This window comes from Amycolatopsis sp. NPDC033938 (assembly GCF_055575975.1).
Map to the genome: position 1 here is coordinate 77444 of NZ_JBVIRO010000016.1, position 16090 is coordinate 93533.

The window sequence follows — 16090 nt, forward strand, 5'->3', positions numbered from 1 at the left end:
TGCCGCCCTCCCCCGGGGGGGGGGGGGGGGGGTTGGGGGTTGTGGGCCCTTGGGTTTAAACCCCCCAACCCCCACTCACGACCAACCCGGCCCACCTTTGACTTACCCCTCGATAACTCGCCGAGTCCCGGACCGGACGGTGCCGGAGCCGATCAGGGTGGTGGCGTCGAGTTCGGTCACGCCGTCGGCACGCAGGGATTCGAGGTAGCGCTCACGCACCTTCTCGACGACAGCGGGTTCGAGGTCGGCGAGAGCGCCTCGAAAACCGGAGCCGATGATGACCAGCCACGCCACTTCCGGGGTCATGGGCAGCCGCAGCTCGTTGACTTCGACGTCCACATCGGACAGACCACGGCCGGTAAGCCAGTCGGCGTAACTGTCCGCCTGGTTGATCCGGTCGATCAAGCCGGGCTCGCGTTCCGGCTGCGGCGCGGACTCGGTCACCGCGGCCACGGCACGCCCGACGTGTCGGCCCGCCGTCGCCATCGCCCCCTCGCGCCAGATCGTGAACACGGCCCGCCCGCCGGGGCGCACCCGGCTGATCAGCCGTTCGGTACCGGCCGTCATGTCGGGAAAGAAGAAGATGCCGAGCGCGGACTGCACGACGTCGTAGCCGTCGGTGTCCCACTCCATCGCGTCGGCCCGGTGCGCGCGAAGCTGCGGCAAATCCGCGGACAACCGGCGCAACTGGTCGATCATCGGACCGGAAAGGTCGATCGCGTCGACCACGCCGCCCTCACCGACCGCGTGCGCCGCCGGGATCGCCGAGGCCCCGGTGCCACAGCAGGCGTCGAGAACACGTGCTCCTGGACCGGGCCCGGCGGCAGCCACGGTGGCCGCGCCGATCGGTTCCCACAGATGGTGACCCAGCGTGGCGAAGTCGGCTGCGGCGGCGTCGAACGCGCGCTGGGTGCTTATCTTGCGAGAAGAAGACATGACGCGACGATAACCGTTTTCACCCTCGCGGATCGCATATCGTGCGAACCCACCTACGACGGATGGAGGCCGCGTCAGCGCCCATCCAGCGGGCGAACCGCGGACCGGTCTCGCTCTAGCGTGGTCATCATGAGGAAGACATTGCTCGCCCTGATCGGCGCGGCCATCGTCATGGGCACGCTCACCACTCCGGCTTCCGCGAGTGTGCTGGAGACCAGGGAATTCGTCGGCCACGGGTCGAGCGACTTCGGCCTCGCGCTCTTCTATGCCCGTCAGGACGCCCGGGGCCAGGCGGAGCGAGCCGGTTTCTCGGACTGCGAGGAATACTTCAAGCTCGTCATCTCGCCGTATGACGCGACGGTGTTCTGGCGCTGCACCCGCTGACCAATCCGCGTGTGGTCCGGCTCCGAAAACCCGTCATGGACATAGGAGACCTCGCTCCGGACTTCACCCTGCCCGACGACACCGGCCTGGACCGCAGGCTGGCCGACTTCCTGTCCACCGGCCCCGTCGTGCTGTTCTTCTATCCCGCCGCGATGACCGGTGGCTGTACCGCCGAGAGCTGTCACTTCCGCGATCTGGCCGCGGAATTCGGCGAAGTCGGGGCCCACCGGGTGGGAATCAGCCCGGACGGCATCACCAAACAGCGCGCATTCTCCGCCCAGCACGGCTTCGACTATCCGCTGTTGTCCGATGTGGACGGCGCGGTGGCCAAGCAGTTCGGTGTATGGCGCAGGTTCAGCCCGCTGCACACCAAGCGGCGCACCTTCGTGATCGACACCGATCGCGAAGTACTGGCGGTGATCAAGAGCGAGCTGAAATTCGATGTCCACGCCGACAGGGCACTCGCGGCCCTGCGCGAGCGGACGCCCAAGGAGGCTTGAGTCCTTCATTCGTGGCCATGGGTGTCGGGTGCGAGGGACAACACGGCGGAAAGCGCGGCGGTGCCGTCGAAAAGGGCTCGCGAGCGGACCGTGATGGCCTCGTCCCGGACGGCCAGCGCGGCGGCCACGTCCTCCAGCCGCCGGGATCGCCGTAGCTCCGGCATCAGTGCCCGCAGCGGCTCGACGCGGTACCCGGCCAGCCGCAACTGGTGCACGATCCGCGCGTCCCGTACCTGCGCCGGGGTGTACCGCCGCGTTCCCCGCGAGTCGCGGCCGGGAACGACGAGCCGTTCCGCGTCCCAGTGCCGCAACGTCGAGGGGCGCAGGCCGAGCGCCGTCGCGAGTTCGGAGACGCTCATCGCGTCCGAACCGCGTACGTCGTCGATCGGTTCGCCGGAGATCACCCGGACGGCTTCCCTGGCCTCCCGCAGCTCCGCGCGCTCGGTGTCGAGCGCGGCGTGTGCCGCGTCGAGGAGGGCCAGCACCCGCGCGACCGGTTCCCGATGCACGGCGCGGACGATCTTCTTGGCCTCGACCGGCCCCACCCCGGCGGCGAGCGCGCGGTAGGCCAGCGCGGACCGGAGATGGATCTCCCCGTAGCTCCGGTAGCCCGACGGCGTCCGCGCCGCCGGCGGGAGGACGCCGTCACGCTCCAGGTTGCGTACCTGCTGGACGGAATATCCCGCCCGGCGCGCGACCTCGGCCGTACGCAATCCGGCTGAGTTGAGACTTGGCACCTTCACTCCATGGACAATGGCCTTGAACCCTCCAATACCACTTTAATGTGACGCTTGAGCACATGAACATCGACGAGATCATCGGCTTCGTGTCCGGCTTCGACGGCGTCCTGACTCTCACCCCCGCGCCCGGCGACGACTGGCCGGAGCTCAGCTGGGGCGACGCGTTCTTCTACTACTCCCCCGATGGTGTCGTGCCGACGAACGTCCAGCCCTTCGCCACGGTGGTGACCAAGAACTACCCCGGCGACGAGACCTCGCGCCTCGACCGGCCGGACACCTTCCGCGTGAACATCCACGCCGGGAAGGAGGAGTTCATCCGGCGGCTCGGCCGCTCGCCCCGAGAAGCGGCCGAGACCGACGCCGCCGTCACCGACACCGTGATCGCCCACCCCGTCTACGGAACCGCGGGCTGGCTGGCCGTGGTGAACCCCGGACCGAAGACCGAAGTGGCCACCCGGGAACTGCTCGGCACCGCCCACCGGCTGGCCCGTACCCGCTACGAGCGAAAGGCGGAGTCCGCGCGTGAGTGAGCAGTTTCAGCGCGCCCGCCGCAGCGAGACGTCCAGCTCTCGCAGCAGTTCACCCGCCCGGCCCCCGCCGCCCGGGGCATCCGGATACCGCGTCAGGACGCTCACCACGACCGGACCGGCGAGCTCCCTCGCCTTCTCGATGTAGCGCGCGCCGACGTCCGGATCGCCGTCCGCGTCGAGTTCGAACGCGCGGGCGGCGTCGGCGGCGGCTCCCAGGATGTGCGGCACCTGAGTCGCTTTCGCCAGTGGGTGCAGGTACGCGGACGCTCCCGCGTGACCGGCGGCGCGCGCCGCCTCGAAAGCGGCTTCACAGCCCGCTTCCCTGGCCATCCGCGCCGCCCGGTGCGCGTCCAGCGCGGTCACGCGCAAGGCCTTCGTCCGCTTGCCACCGGCAGCGAACATCCGCGCTTCCTCGAGTACGGCACGCGGGCGTGGATCCTCCGCGAAGTCACGTTCGAAAAGGGCCAAGGCCGGCTCCGCGCAAGCGACGGCGAAGGCCGTGATCTCGCGCAGCTCCGCGAGGTCGAGTTCGATCGTCAGGTTTCCGTCCACCGTCATTGCCTCGACTGTATCGTTGAACCGCCGCTTGGCACCTTCCAGCGACAATGGCAGGACAGTGGGGCGAAACCTTCAAAACCGCGAGCGGCTGCGGCCGGTCGACCTGGCGCGCGAGCACGGGTTGTCCACGCAGGCCGTCCGCAACTACGAAGCGGACGGCATCCTCCCCGCCGCCGAACGCAGCCCCCACGGATACCGTGCCTACACGCCCTTGCACGCGCGAGCCCTCCGCGCCTTCCTCGCCCTGGTCCCCGGACACGGCCATGCGACGGCGACATCGATCATGGAGGCGGTCAACCGGGGCGCGATCGAAGACGCGCTCCGCCTCATCGACGAGAGTCACGCCCAGCTGCTCGACGACCGCCGCACCCTCCAGGCCGTCACCGCCGCGCTCCGTGATCTCGAACCCGTGCCGCAGGAACGCGGTGACCTGTTCGTCGGGCCGCTGGCCGGGAAGCTCGGGGTCCGGCCCGCCACCCTGCGCAAATGGGAACGCGCCGGTCTCCTGCGGCCGGAGCGTGATCCGCGGACGGGCTACCGCGTCTACGGCGCGGCCGACGTGCGCGACGCCAAGCTGGCCCGTCAGCTCAGGCGCGGCGGCTACCCGCTGGAGCGGATCGCGCCGCTGATCGAGCAGGTCCGCTCGGCGGGCGGTGTCGTGCCGCTCGAAGCGGCGCTGCGCGACTGGCACGACCGTCTCGCGGCCAGGGGCCGTGCCCTGCTCTCCGGCGCCGCCGCGCTGGACGCCTACCTTGAATCGCGGCTGACACTTTCCGGACAATGACACTTTCGCGCGAAGCGAATGCGCGAAGCAATTCCCGCATACGAAAGTAGGACCTCGATCATGGAACCTACTTTCGGCGCTACGACGCGATAGCCGAGCGCTCGTAATGTGCGTCTCGTCGAGATGAACCGCCCGGTCCCTGCCATTCCCGAATATCCGGCGGTTCGTCGTCCCCTCCTTTACCGAAGGAAATTCGCATGCGAATTCGCGGACCCGTCATGCTCACTCTCTTGAGTGTCTGCGCCGGAATCGGTGCCCTCGCCGTCCCGGCGACCGCCGCTCCCACGCAGCCGTCCACCGCCTACGACCAGACGATGCTCGAGACCCTCGCCGCCCAGCTGCGGGTCAGCCCGCTCCAGGCCGCGCAGAAGCTCGACCACGAGAAGAACCTGATCTCGTCGCTGGAGAACATCAGAGCACGCGGCCTCCGCACCGACGGCGCGTACTTCGACGACGCGGGCGCGCTCGTGGTCAACGCCTCCGACCCCGGGTCCGCGCAGGCGCTCCGCTCCGCCGGGCTGACGCCGCGCACCGCCCTCCGCGGGGAAAAGGCGCTGGACGCCTTGTCCGCCCGCGTCGGTGACGTCATCGGCGCCGACGTCACCCAGGTGCAGTCCTGGGGCCCGGAGCTCGCGGCTGACCAGGTCGTCGTCACCGTGGCGCCCAACGCCGACCGCGCCCTCGTCCGGCGGCTTTCGGCACTGTCCGGGGTGACCGTCCGAACCGGAATCGCCAACGGCAACACCACGCAGGCGGACGTCATCCCCGGCCAGATCATGGACCTCGACCCCGGCACGAACTGCTCCCTCGGCTTCCCCGGTACCACCAGCGACGGCGACAATGTGCTGCTCACCGCCGGACACTGCGTCGAGGGGAATCCCGACATCCTCAACCGCGACGGCGTCCACATCGGCCGTGGCGTCGCCACCGAGTTCCCCTCGGTCGACATGGGCCTGATGGACATCGACGACGAGGACACCGGCCGGGGCTACGTCGACACCCGCAAGGGCACCACGGTCCGGATCACCGGCAGCTCGAAGGCGCCGGTCGGCACCACGCTCTGCAAGGCGGGCAACACCACCGGCTGGACCTGCGGCAAGATCTCCGCCTACAACCAGACCGTCCGCTACAGCGGCGAAAGCGTCGCCACCACGGGGCTGGCCAAGTCGACCGTCTGCACCGAAGGCGGTGACAGCGGCGGTGCCTACATCGCGGGCAACACCGCGCAGGGGATGACCTCCGGCGGTCCCAACGACGGGCACGACTGCGGCTACAACCAGGGCTCCAACGCCACCGGTTCGTACTCGTACTACCAGCCCGTCGTGGACGCGGCGAACAACTACGGGGTCACGCTGACCCGGTCCTGAGCCACACCGCGATGGCGGGGAGCGGCCGCTCCCCGCCATCGTCGTCTTCAGCGCCCGGTCCAGCCGCCCTCTTCTTCGGCGGCCTCGACATCGGAATCCGCGACCGCCGTATGCGCCAGCGCGGCGACCGTCTCCTCCAGCCCCCGCTGAACCTCCTTGTCGTCGGCGTCGCGGACGCTGTGCAGGGTCACCGTCAGGCGAGACGACGCGGGTCCGGCGTCCTCGATCGCCAGCTCTCCCTGGTAGTCGTGCGGCCCCTGGGCGCCCCAGCGCAGTGAGCGGCTCTTTTCGTCGACCTTCAGCCACGCCTCGCCCTCGACGTGCTCGCCGTGGACGTCGGCTTCCACGTGGACGGCATCGCCGCCCTCGGGTTCGGCCTGACTCATTTGCGGAAAGTAGCGCGGCAGATTGCGCGGCTCGCGCAGGAAAGCGAACAACTCGGCGGCCGGCATGTCGATCGTGGCGGTATGGCTGTAGTCGGTCATGCCAACGCATACCCTTTGCCCGGCGCGCGAAACTCACTCACGAGACGGAACTCAACCCTTCAGGAAGCCGACCAATTCCGCGGTCACGAACTCCGGGTTTTCTTCGGCGAGCCAATGTCCCGCCCGGGGCACCTCGACCGCGCGGGCGAGATTGGCGACGCGGGGTGTGAGCGTGGCCTTCTGCGGTTCGAGCAGCCCTTCGGCGGTCATCAGCAGGGTCGGGGTGGTGATCGGTTTCGCGCCGACGTTCGCCGTCACGTCCTGGCCGAGCGTGCGGTAGAGCTCGAATCCTCCGTGCAGCACCTCGGGCCTGCCGTAGGTGCGAGCGTATTCGCCGATCTCGGCTTCGCCGAAGGGCGACGGCGCTCCCGGGCCGCCGAAAGCCGTCCCGGAGTACGCGACCTGGGGATAGAACAGGGAAAGGTATTCGCGGACGTCGTCACCGACGACGGCTTCGGGAACCGTTTTCTGTGAATGGAAAGCGATATGCCAGCTCAGGTTCCGGTAGGCGGTCGCGTCGAGCGCGGGTCCCGGCAGCGGCAGGTCGAGATAGGCGAGGTGGGTGAGGTCGCCGGGGAACTGCGCGGCGTACTGGAAGGCGACCGCGGCACCGAGGTCGTGCCCGACGATCCGGGCGTCGCGCAGGCCGAGCCGTCCGGCGACGAGACCGTGCACGTAGCGGGCGAGAGTGGCCTTGTCGTAGCCGGGCGGCGCGCCGGTGCTGTCGCCGAGGCCGGGCAGGTCGAGGGCGTACACCGTGAAGTGCTCGGCCAGTGCGGGCATGACGCGGTGCCAGCCGTACCAGGTCTGCGGCCAGCCGTGCAGCAGGACGAGCGGAGCTCCCCTGCCGCCGGTGACGTAATGCATCTTCACCCCGTCGACGTCGGCGAACTCATGGCGGAACCGCTGCGCGAAAGCCGCGTCGCCGCGGGTGATGTCCTCGTAGGCGGGCGACGAATCGGTGGCCGTTCCGCACGCCGCCGTCATCAGGATGAGGGCGGCGCCGAACGCGGCGGCGGTTCGCCGGAAGGTCCGGTGAAACATGGGTGGTTCTCCGTTTCGGTGGTCAGCGTCCGGTGGAGCCGTCGATCAGCTCGCGCAGGATGTCGGCGTGTCCCGCGTGCCGCGCGGTCTCCTCGATCAGGTGGGTCAGCGTCCATCGCCGCGACGCCGAACGCGGGGCGGCTTCGGCGAGGTCGTCCCATGAGGCGATCTCGGCCTTCGTCTCGGCGACGGTCTCCCGGTAGGCGGCGAGAACGGTCGCGGCCGTGGCGTCCGGGGCCGGATGGAACGTCGCTTTCCAGTCGGCGACGCGCTCGCCGAGCAGCCAATGCCGTTCCACCGCGGTCAGATGGCTGATCAAACCGAGCAGGTTCGTCCCGGACGGCACGCCGGGGACCCGCGCCTGGGCTTCCGGCGCGCCTTCGGCCTTGGCCGCGACGGAGGCGCGCAAATAGTCGAGGAACCCCGCGAGGACGTCCTTCTCGCCGGGCCCCGTCGCGGGCGGGCCGGTGTCGCGTTTCCGCCTGGCGCTCATCGCGGGGGCTCCGGAATCCGCCGGAGCACCAGGACGTGGTCGACCACGGTCGCGGTCCGGCCGCCCGGCCCGGTGGCTCGCCGTTCCGCGGCGTCCGCGCGTTCGATCGACCACACCGCCGGATCGAGGGCCAGGTCCGCGGCCACTTCGCGCGGGGCAGGGAACCAGAGGTCCGGGTCCTGGTTCCATGACCACGGCGCGGTGGAGCCGTGATCGACGACGACCAGCCGGCCGCCCGGATTCAGCGCCAGGGCCGCGGTCCGCAGCACGCGTGCGCGGTCCAGCGCGAACGGGGTGTGGAGGTACTGCGCGGACACCAGATCGAAGGTGCCGTCAGGGAAGTCTCCGGCGAGATCGACGCGGAGCGCCGTGATCGGCTCGCCGCGCTCACGGAGCGAGCGCACCGCCGAGCCGGAGATGTCGACCGCGGTCACCCGCCATCCCCGCCTCGCCAGCCACAACGCGTCTCCCCCGCCGCCGCAACCGAGGTCGAGCGCGGTCCCCGGCGTCAGGGAGCCGGCGATCTCGGCCAGTCTCGGGTTCACCTTCGGCGACGCCGTGGCCCGCCGGTCGTAAAGCTCGTCCCAGAATTCCGTGGCCCGGTCTGGAGCGTTCATCCTCACCTCACATGGTCTGTTCGGGACCACCTTCACCTCGGCCGCCGGGAAAACGCACGAAAACTTGCCGACCTGGCAAGATCGACGGCATGGCGGACGAGACGGACGAAGTACTGGACGCGGTGGGGCCGAGACTGCGTGCCCTGCGCAAGCACCGGGGCCTGACCTTGGCCGACCTGTCGACGTCGACCGGGATTTCGGAAAGCACGTTGTCCCGGCTGGAAAGCGGTGGTCGGCGGCCGACGCTGGAGCTGCTCTTGCCGCTGGCACGCGTGCACGGCGTCCCCCTCGACGACCTCGTCGGTGCCCCGCGCACCGGCGATCCGCGCGTCCATCTGCAACCGATCCACCGGCACGGCATGACCTTCCTGCCGCTCACCCGCCGCGCCGGTGGGGTGCAGGCCTTCAAGATGCTCATTCCCAGCCGTGACGAACCTGCGGAACCCACGCCGAAGACCCATGGCGGCTACGAATGGGTGTATGTCCTCAATGGACGGCTCCGGCTGGTGGTCGGCGACCGCGACCTGGTCCTGCCGCCCGGCGAGGCCGCCGAGTTCGACACCTCGCTGCCGCACTGGCTCGGTTCGGCCGACGGCGGCGCCGTCGAAACCCTCGTCCTGTTCGGACCTCAGGGCGAGCGCGCGCACGTCCGGGCGCGGACACAGCGCTAGCGGCAGGTGCGGTCCGCGGGGAGTTCACCACCCAGCAGGTAGTCCCGGACCGCCGTGTCGACGCATTTGCCGCCTTTGAGGAACACGGAATGCCGGTAGACGCCTTCCACCGTGACCAAGCGCGAACCGCCGAGTGCCCGGTGCATGGCGAGTTGGCCGGCGTAGGGTGTCGCGGGGTCACCGGTCGAGCCGAGAAGCAGGGCCGGTGCGGTGTTGTGGATCCGGGTGGCGGGTTCGGCGGGCGTCACGGGCCAGAACGCGCACGGCGTGATGTTGCGGGCCAGCGGACCGAACAACGGCTCGGCGGATCGATGCGCCTGGATGTCCCGGTAGTACGACCCCGGGTCACGGGAAGCCGCGCGATCCGCGCAGATGATCGGCGTCCCCGCCCGATCGGTCGCGTCGCCCGATCCTGTCGTCAAGCCGTCGAGGAGCGCGCTCAGTGCCTTCGAAGGCGTGGCTGGAAGACCGGCCGCGGCGTCGCGGAGCGTCCGCACGGTGTCGGCGAACTCGGCCTGTGAAGCGGGTCGGTCGTCATACAGGTTCGCGAAGTACAGATACGGCACGGTATGACCGTCCACTGTGTACTTCCCGACCGCGAACGGCCGCCGCTCCGCCGAGCGCGCGACGTCCCGCACCGTCTCGAGCACCTGATCCGTGGTCTCCCCCAGACCTCGGCCCACCGCGCCACGCGCCCAGTTCCGCAACGCCGCGTCGAGCGCCGGGGCGGTCGGGCGGAGCAGACCAGGCCCGTACGCCTCGGGATCCACCGACGAGTCGAGCACGAACCGGTCGGCTCGCGAGCCGAACATCTGCAGGTAGACCGCGCCGAGGTAGGTCCCGTACGACGCACCGATGTAGGAGATCTTCCGTTCCCCGAGCGCGGCGCGCACGACGTCCATGTCCCTGGCGGTTTCGCGGGTCGACGCGGCCCGCAGCAACTCGGGATCGTTGCCGGAGCAGCCACGCGCCAGCTCCTTCGCCAGTGCCACGCTTTCTCCGAACGTCTTGCGGTCCGGCCCGGCCGACCGCGTGAACGTGTCGGTCGGCCAAGCGCACCGCAACGGCGAACTGCGTCCGACGAAGCGGGGGTCCATGCCGACAAGGTCGTACTGTGCCGCGATCTCCGGCATGAAGGGTCCGGCCAGGACCATTTCCCTCGCCGGACCGCCAGGCCCACCCGGATTGAGCAGCACCACACCACGTCGGCGCGCGGGGTCGGTGGCCTTCACCCGGGCCAGCGCGACGGTGATCTGACGCCCCCGCGGACGGCGATGGTCGACCGGCACGACGACGTCGCCGCACTGCGCTCCAGCCTTGTCCAGCTCCGCGCCCAGGTCGTCGCCGGGGCCTGTCACGCAGCCGTGCCAGGTGATCGATGGTGTCGCGACGGCGGCCGTCGCCGGTGTCAACGCGCCGGCGACGAGAAGTGCCACCGTGACGACTGTTTTCCTGAGCAACCCGAACTCCTTGTTATCGAACGAAATTCTCGATATCAGGCTAGGAGCGGGGCACGTTGGGGGCGTCCGTCTGCGGTCTGAACCGGCTAGCCCGCTGGGGGGCTTTTTCGGGGTTGACGCCTGAGCGGAAGGCAGCCGTGGCGTGGGTATCGACACTGAGCCCGACGACCACGGACACGGCGGTTGATCCCAAGACGGCGGCCCTCGACAAGGCTGTCCACCGTAAGTACCGGAGCCCGAAGGGCGGCAAGCCGAAAAGCCCGCCGACCAAGCGGCCTACGCCGTCTGATCCGGGTCCGTGTTGGCCAAGACCTCACAGTCGCAATATCCGCCGGCATCCCCAAGAGCCTCGCGCAGCGTCGGCCAGTCCATACCGCGCTCCAAAGCCCATACCTCGGTCAGCCGGACGCTGTGGTCGCAGCCTTCCGCGTCAAGCCGCGCATCCAGCCAGTCGTACAACGAGTCCAGCTCAGCACGATCAAGCCCCAGAGCAGCCCAGGCGGCGACACGCTGTTGCTCCTTGTACGCGTTGCGCAACGCCTTGCGCCGCGCCTTCTCACCCGAATCCACGAACACAGTGTTCACCACACCTATGTTCAACGCTGGGAAGAGGCCCTAGTCGGGACTGTAAAACATTCGGTGTAACTCCCGATCATGGAAGTGCACCTGATGACCGACATGATGTCCGGCGTGGAGAACGCCGCGGACTCGAAGCCCAAGATGGGTTTGGATGGCCTGGACGACCAGCTCGTCGCGCAGCTGCTGTGCAGCGCGAAGGCCAGCGGGCTGAAGCTTACCGGTGAGGGCGGGGTGCTGCAGCAGCTGACCAAGCGGTTGCTGGAGTCCGCGCTGGACGGCGAGATCGCCGATCACCTGGGCTATGACGAGCACGCCCAACTGGTCGCGGAACCGGCAATTCACGTAACGGCACCCACGCGAAGACTGTCCTGACCGACGTCGGGCCTGTGCAGGTCGACGTGCTCCGGGACCGGGACGCCGGCTTCGAACCGAAGATCGTCGCGAAGCGGCAGAAACGCCTGACCGGTGTCGACGAGATGGTGATTTCTTTGGCTGCCAAGGGATTGACCACCGGAGAGGGTTCCGCGCATCTAGCCGAGGTTTATGGTGCCGAGGTGTCGCGGCAGACCATCTCCACCATCACCGACAAGGTGGTCGAGGGCATGGTCGAGCGGCAGAACCGGCCGCAGGACCCGGTCTATCCGGTGATCTTCATCGACGCGATCCACGTGAAGATCCGCGACGGGAAGGTCGCCAACCGGCCGAGCTACGTCGCGCTGGCAGTCACCTACGAGGGCTGCCGCGACATCATCGGCTGTGGGCAGGCGAGGGTGCCAAGCGCCGGTTGCACGTGCTCACCGAACTGAAGAACCGCGGCGTGGCCGACGTGCTCATGGTCGTCTGCGACGGTCTGCCCGACGCGACCACCACCGTCTGGCCACAGACGATCACTCAGACCTGTGTTGTTCACTTGCGGCGCAACAGTTTCCGCTATGCCGGGCGCCAGCACCGGGACGCGGTCGCCAAGGCACTCAAACCGGTCTACACCGCGTCGGCCGAGGCCGCCGCGCGCGAGCGGTTCGCCGAGGCCTGGGGCAGCCGGTAGCCGGCCATCGTGCGGTTGTGGGACAACGCCTGGGCCGAGTTCGTGCCGTTCCTCGCCCTCGACCCGAAGACCTGCCGGGCGATCTGCTCCACCAACGCCATCGAAAGCGTCAACGCCCGCATCCGCCGCGCCGTCAAAGCCCGTGGCCACTTCCGCAGGCGAGCAAGCAGCGCTCAAGTGCGTCTACATGGCGATCATGAGCCTCGACCCGACCGGCACCGGCACCGGCACCGGCACCGGCAGCAAACGCTGGACCATGCGCTGGAAACCCGCCGTTCGTTTGACAGACCCTTTCGATTGTCGCCGGGTGCCGGTCTGTGGGCATGCCGAGGGGCCCGTCGCCGGTGTGGCTGGCGGGCTCCTCGGGTCGTGCGGGATCAGGCGGCGCGGTGGAGGGTGTTGCGCCGGGGTCTTCGTAACGGATCCAGATACTGCGGCGGTGTGAACTCCGGTAGCCCGTCGGGGGCCATCCGGACTTCCCAGTCGCCGTGGTGGATCAGCCGGTGATGAAAACCGCAGAGCAGGGTGAGATTCCGCAGATCGGTAGGTCCGCCATCGGCCCAGTGATCGATATGGTGGGCGTGGCAATGCTTCGGCTGCCGATGACAGCCCGGGAACGCACAACCCCGGTCCCGGATGTTCAACGCCCGCCGTTGCCCCGGAGTGACGAACCGTCGCAGCCGCCCCATGTCCAACGGTTCCCCAGCGGCGCTCAACACCACCGGCAACATCAGGCAATCACAGGCGGCCAGTCGGGCTTCGCGGGCGGTGATCTCACCGACGAAATCCAGACACGCCGTGCCGATCCCGGACTTCAGCTCTTCGAGCCCGACGGTGACGTGCACCAAGGTCCGGTAGCCGCTGGTGCCGGGCTGGTCCGGGCACGCGATCGCCAGATCCAGGACCTCGGCGAAGGCGTCGCCTTGCCGTTCGGCTTTCGTGCGAGGGTCGGCCTGGCCGAACTCGTCCACTGGTCGTGGTTTGGCGTAGGCGTCGAGTATGGCGGCGGTGCGGGCGCCGAGTTCGTCATCCAGCAACCCCGAGAGTTTCCAGAAGCCGTCCTTGCGGCGCTCCAGGCTGACTTCCCGCGAGGGCTGGGCGGGTTCGGGGTCTTTGGGTTCCTTGCCGTCGGGGTCGAGCCAGCCGAGCAGGTTCTCTTCGGCCTTCCCGAGCTGTTTCGGTCCCGCCTCCCGGGCCAGATCAGCCAGGACCTTCTCCGCATACTCCCGATCCTCCAGGGCCGTATCCGCCGGGATCTTCTTCAAGATCTCCAGGATCTGATCGATCCGATGCTCCCCGATCACACCCTCAGCAGCCGCCGCCGCGGTCGCCGGAGCCAACGCCGGAATCTCCGTGCCATCAAGAGCACGCGTCGGGTTCAACGCGATCGCCCGCCGCACAATCGCACCCGCCTCACCCCGGGTCAACCCCGCCACATCAGCAAGCCACGACGCCGTCGAACCATAGCCATACAAGTCTTTCGGACCCCGCGACTCGACCTCCGCCACAAACCGCCCCAACGCAGCCGACGCGATCCGGATCACCTGCAGAGTCTGCTGCACACCATGAGCAAGCTCCAGCCCGCCGGCACGCCACAACTCCTGCGGGAGTTCAGGAAGAAAAGTCTCGGACACCCCTCAATAATACCAAAACTGAACCGAACATGTGTTCGCATTCGTGACTTACTGTGGAGTATCTTAAATCAATTGGAGCTCCATCTTCAGTCCCGCAACGCTTCGACGAGCTCGAGCCGCCCAAGCGCCTGCCGCGGCTCACCGTCGAATTCATCCACCCTTCAAGGAGACACAGACGCAGCAATCCATCACCACACCCACACACCACCACCAGCCCCACAACACTTCACACGACCCCACCCGCCCAAGCACCCACCACCACTCACCGTCGAATCCATCCACCCTTCAAGGAGACACAGCAACCCATCACCACACCCAAGCACCACCGCAACATTTCACCCAAAGCCTGCCGCGACACCAACTCCAGACTTGGAAAAGTCCACCAAATGCAATGTCGCGATCCGGAATTGATCTCTCACGCCGACAATCAACTCGCCTCCCTCGAAACCCTCGCATGAAGACCAACGCCCCGGACCGGAACACCACGGCGTTCCAGCCCGGGGCGACCCCCAGCTCAGCGGTCACGTTCCTTCGCGAAGAGGGACTTCGACCACCCGTATCCCACGAGCGCGAGCACCGCGCACCAGCCGACGGCGAGCCAGCCGCTGCCGCCGATCGGAGTGCCGAGCAGCAATCCCCGGATCGTCTCGATGACCGGGGTGAACGGCTGGTAGTCGGCGAACCAGCGCAACCACGCCGGCATCGAGTCGGTGGGGACGAACCCGCTGCCGAGGAAGGGGAGCAACATGAAGATCATGGGTGTGTTGCTGGCCGTCTCCACGCTTTTGGCCGCCAGTCCCAGCGCCACCGACAACCAGGTGAGGGCGATCGTCAGCAGCAACAGCAGCCCGGCGGTCGCGAACCATTCACCGGCTCCGGCCGTCGGCGAGAAACCGATCAGCAGCGTCACCGCGAACACCACGGCGAGGGCGAACGCCGTCTGGATGAGCGCGCCGACGACGTGCCCGGTCAGTACCGAGGCCTTGCTGATCGCCATGGTGCGGAAGCGGGCGATGATGCCCTCGGTCATGTCGGTCGCGACCGAGATGGCGGTACCGAGCGCGGCACTGCACACGGTGATGAGCAGGATCGCCGGTGTCACATAGCCGACGTACTCGGCGCGGCCGCCGCCACCGCCGAGCCCGTTACCGAGTGTGCCGCCGAAAACGTAGACGAACAGCAGCAGGAACACGATCGGCTGACCGATGAGCATGATGGTGAGCGACGGATAGCGGCGCATATGCCGGATGTTGCGGCGCAGCATGGTCGCCGAGTCGCGCATCGACAGGGACAGAGTGGTCATCGGGCCGGCTCCTTGGTCGTTTCGGTCCGGTGACCGGTGAGGCTGAGGAACACGTCGTCGAGATCCGGGGTGTGCACGGTGAGACTGTCGACAGCGACGGCTTCGGCGTCGAGCCGGTCCAGCACCGCGCGCAGGGCGGTGACGGTGCCGTCGGTCGGCACGCGCAGCGCCAGGGCTCCTTCGTCCGAAGTGGACACTTGAAGCGCACGGCTCGCGTCGCGCAGCGCGACGGCGTCGGCGAACTTCAGCTGCATGTGCCCGCCGGGAACGCGCCGCTTCAGTTCGTCGGGTGTGCCCAGTGCGACGACCCGGCCGCCGTCGAGGACGGCGACCCGGTCGGCGAGCTGGTCGGCCTCCTCCAGATACTGCGTGGTGAGGAAGATCGTCACGCCGCCGTCGACGAGGTCGCGGATGATCTGCCACATCGTGCGGCGGCTGCGCGGGTCGAGACCGGTGGTCGGTTCGTCGAGGAAGATGACCTTGGGGTCGCCGATCAGCGTCATCGCCAGATCGAGTTTGCGGCGCATGCCGCCCGAGAACGTCGCCGGTGTCTTTTTCGCCGCGTCGGTCAGTTCGAACCGTTCCAGCAGCTCAGCGGCGCGCACGCGACCGGCACGGCGCGGCAGATGGTGCAGATCCGCCATGAGGAACAGGTTCTCCTCACCGGTGAGGAGGTTGTCGACCGCGGAGAACTGGCCGGTGAGGCCGATGGCGGCGCGGACGCCGTCCGGATCGGTGGCCAGATCGGCCCCGGCGATGGTCGCCGTGCCCGCGTCCGGACTGACCAAAGTGGACAGGATGTTGACGGTGGTGGTCTTGCCCGCGCCGTTGGGGCCGAGCAACGAGAAGACGGTGCCGGGCGGGACGTGCAGATCGATGCCGTCCAGCACGACCTTGTCGCCGTAGGACTTGCGCAGTCCGGTCGCGGAAATGGCCGGGTGTCTCATGTGGATTCCCCCT

Annotated in this window: 18 protein-coding genes and 1 pseudogene; 7 read left to right on the plus strand and 12 right to left on the minus strand. The window is 68.4% G+C overall.

What is annotated here, in order from left to right; translation table 11 throughout:
* Positions 1–102: 102 nt before the first annotated feature.
* Positions 103–936, minus strand: coding sequence for a class I SAM-dependent methyltransferase (locus ACZ5ZX_RS31575; protein WP_465505627.1), 834 nt, complete (start codon positions 934–936; stop codon positions 103–105).
* A 129-nt stretch (positions 937–1065) separates the two neighbouring features.
* On the opposite strand from ACZ5ZX_RS31575, the gene ACZ5ZX_RS31580 reads away from it, so the two are divergent.
* Both ACZ5ZX_RS31580 and ACZ5ZX_RS31585 read left to right on the plus strand, forming a co-directional pair.
* Positions 1066–1320 (plus strand): hypothetical protein, encoded by a 255-nt coding sequence (locus ACZ5ZX_RS31580; protein ID WP_465505628.1) that lies wholly within the window; start codon positions 1066–1068, stop codon positions 1318–1320.
* A 35-nt stretch (positions 1321–1355) separates the two neighbouring features.
* Positions 1356–1820: a peroxiredoxin gene (locus tag ACZ5ZX_RS31585; protein WP_465505629.1), complete on the plus strand. Its 465-nt coding sequence runs from the start codon at positions 1356–1358 to the stop codon at positions 1818–1820.
* 5 nt (positions 1821–1825) lie between these two features.
* Here ACZ5ZX_RS31585 and ACZ5ZX_RS31590 read toward each other — a convergent pair whose 3' ends face one another.
* Entirely contained in the window at positions 1826–2557 is a 732-nt protein-coding gene (locus ACZ5ZX_RS31590) for a MerR family transcriptional regulator (protein WP_465505630.1), read from the minus strand.
* Positions 2558–2619: 62 nt separating this feature from the next.
* Between ACZ5ZX_RS31590 and ACZ5ZX_RS31595 the strand changes: the two genes are divergently transcribed.
* Entirely contained in the window at positions 2620–3090 is a 471-nt protein-coding gene (locus ACZ5ZX_RS31595; RefSeq protein ID WP_465505631.1) for a DUF6194 family protein, read from the plus strand.
* A gap of 6 nt (positions 3091–3096) precedes the next feature.
* Here the strand turns inward: ACZ5ZX_RS31595 and ACZ5ZX_RS31600 are convergent, their stop codons facing one another.
* Positions 3097–3648 (minus strand): putative immunity protein, encoded by a 552-nt coding sequence (locus ACZ5ZX_RS31600; RefSeq protein WP_465505632.1) that lies wholly within the window; start codon positions 3646–3648, stop codon positions 3097–3099.
* Between the two features lie 58 nt (positions 3649–3706).
* Between ACZ5ZX_RS31600 and ACZ5ZX_RS31605 the strand changes: the two genes are divergently transcribed.
* Positions 3707–4432 carry a TioE family transcriptional regulator gene (locus ACZ5ZX_RS31605; protein WP_465505633.1) on the plus strand — a complete coding sequence of 242 codons (726 nt, stop codon included), beginning with the start codon at positions 3707–3709 and terminating at the stop codon, positions 4430–4432.
* Between the two features lie 218 nt (positions 4433–4650).
* Positions 4651–5799 carry a S1 family peptidase gene (locus ACZ5ZX_RS31610; protein ID WP_465505634.1) on the plus strand — a complete coding sequence of 383 codons (1149 nt, stop codon included), beginning with the start codon at positions 4651–4653 and terminating at the stop codon, positions 5797–5799.
* Between the two features lie 47 nt (positions 5800–5846).
* Here ACZ5ZX_RS31610 and ACZ5ZX_RS31615 read toward each other — a convergent pair whose 3' ends face one another.
* From ACZ5ZX_RS31615 to ACZ5ZX_RS31630, 4 genes are read right to left on the minus strand one after another with little or no spacing between them, the layout of a single operon-like run.
* Entirely contained in the window at positions 5847–6284 is a 438-nt protein-coding gene (locus ACZ5ZX_RS31615) for an SRPBCC family protein (RefSeq protein ID WP_465505635.1), read from the minus strand.
* A gap of 51 nt (positions 6285–6335) precedes the next feature.
* A complete protein-coding gene (locus tag ACZ5ZX_RS31620; protein WP_465505636.1) occupies positions 6336–7328 on the minus strand; it encodes an alpha/beta fold hydrolase in 993 nt (330 codons plus the stop codon).
* A gap of 22 nt (positions 7329–7350) precedes the next feature.
* Complete coding sequence (locus ACZ5ZX_RS31625) at positions 7351–7821, minus strand: DinB family protein (RefSeq protein ID WP_465505637.1); 471 nt, start codon at positions 7819–7821, stop codon at positions 7351–7353.
* A complete protein-coding gene (locus ACZ5ZX_RS31630) occupies positions 7818–8438 on the minus strand; it encodes a class I SAM-dependent methyltransferase (RefSeq protein WP_465505638.1) in 621 nt (206 codons plus the stop codon). The genes ACZ5ZX_RS31625 and ACZ5ZX_RS31630 overlap by 4 nt, the downstream gene beginning before the upstream one ends.
* Positions 8439–8527: 89 nt before the next feature.
* Between ACZ5ZX_RS31630 and ACZ5ZX_RS31635 the strand changes: the two genes are divergently transcribed.
* Entirely contained in the window at positions 8528–9109 is a 582-nt protein-coding gene (locus ACZ5ZX_RS31635) for a helix-turn-helix domain-containing protein (protein WP_465505639.1), read from the plus strand.
* Here ACZ5ZX_RS31635 and ACZ5ZX_RS31640 read toward each other — a convergent pair.
* Positions 9106–10569: an alpha/beta hydrolase gene (locus ACZ5ZX_RS31640; protein ID WP_465505640.1), complete on the minus strand. Its 1464-nt coding sequence runs from the start codon at positions 10567–10569 to the stop codon at positions 9106–9108. The two genes, ACZ5ZX_RS31635 and ACZ5ZX_RS31640, sit on opposite strands and share 4 nt — an antisense overlap.
* 276 nt (positions 10570–10845) lie before the next feature.
* Complete coding sequence (locus ACZ5ZX_RS31645; RefSeq protein ID WP_465505641.1) at positions 10846–11154, minus strand: DUF2695 domain-containing protein; 309 nt, start codon at positions 11152–11154, stop codon at positions 10846–10848.
* Between the two features lie 135 nt (positions 11155–11289).
* On the opposite strand from ACZ5ZX_RS31645, the pseudogene ACZ5ZX_RS31650 reads away from it, so the two are divergent.
* Positions 11290–12470: pseudogene (locus tag ACZ5ZX_RS31650) on the plus strand (IS256 family transposase); the annotation flags it as partial.
* Between the two features lie 100 nt (positions 12471–12570).
* On the opposite strand, the gene ACZ5ZX_RS31655 reads toward ACZ5ZX_RS31650, so the two are convergent.
* The 3 genes from ACZ5ZX_RS31655 to ACZ5ZX_RS31665 all read right to left on the minus strand — a co-directional run bounded on the left by ACZ5ZX_RS31655 (position 12571) and on the right by ACZ5ZX_RS31665 (position 16077).
* Complete coding sequence (locus ACZ5ZX_RS31655; protein WP_465505642.1) at positions 12571–13827, minus strand: HNH endonuclease signature motif containing protein; 1257 nt, start codon at positions 13825–13827, stop codon at positions 12571–12573.
* A 514-nt stretch (positions 13828–14341) separates the two neighbouring features.
* The gene (locus tag ACZ5ZX_RS31660; RefSeq protein WP_465505643.1) at positions 14342–15130 is read right to left on the minus strand and encodes an ABC transporter permease; all 789 of its coding nucleotides are present in this window, start codon (positions 15128–15130) and stop codon (positions 14342–14344) included.
* Positions 15127–16077 carry an ATP-binding cassette domain-containing protein gene (locus ACZ5ZX_RS31665; protein WP_465505644.1) on the minus strand — a complete coding sequence of 317 codons (951 nt, stop codon included), beginning with the start codon at positions 16075–16077 and terminating at the stop codon, positions 15127–15129. The genes ACZ5ZX_RS31660 and ACZ5ZX_RS31665 overlap by 4 nt, the downstream gene beginning before the upstream one ends.
* Positions 16078–16090: the final 13 nt, after the last annotated feature.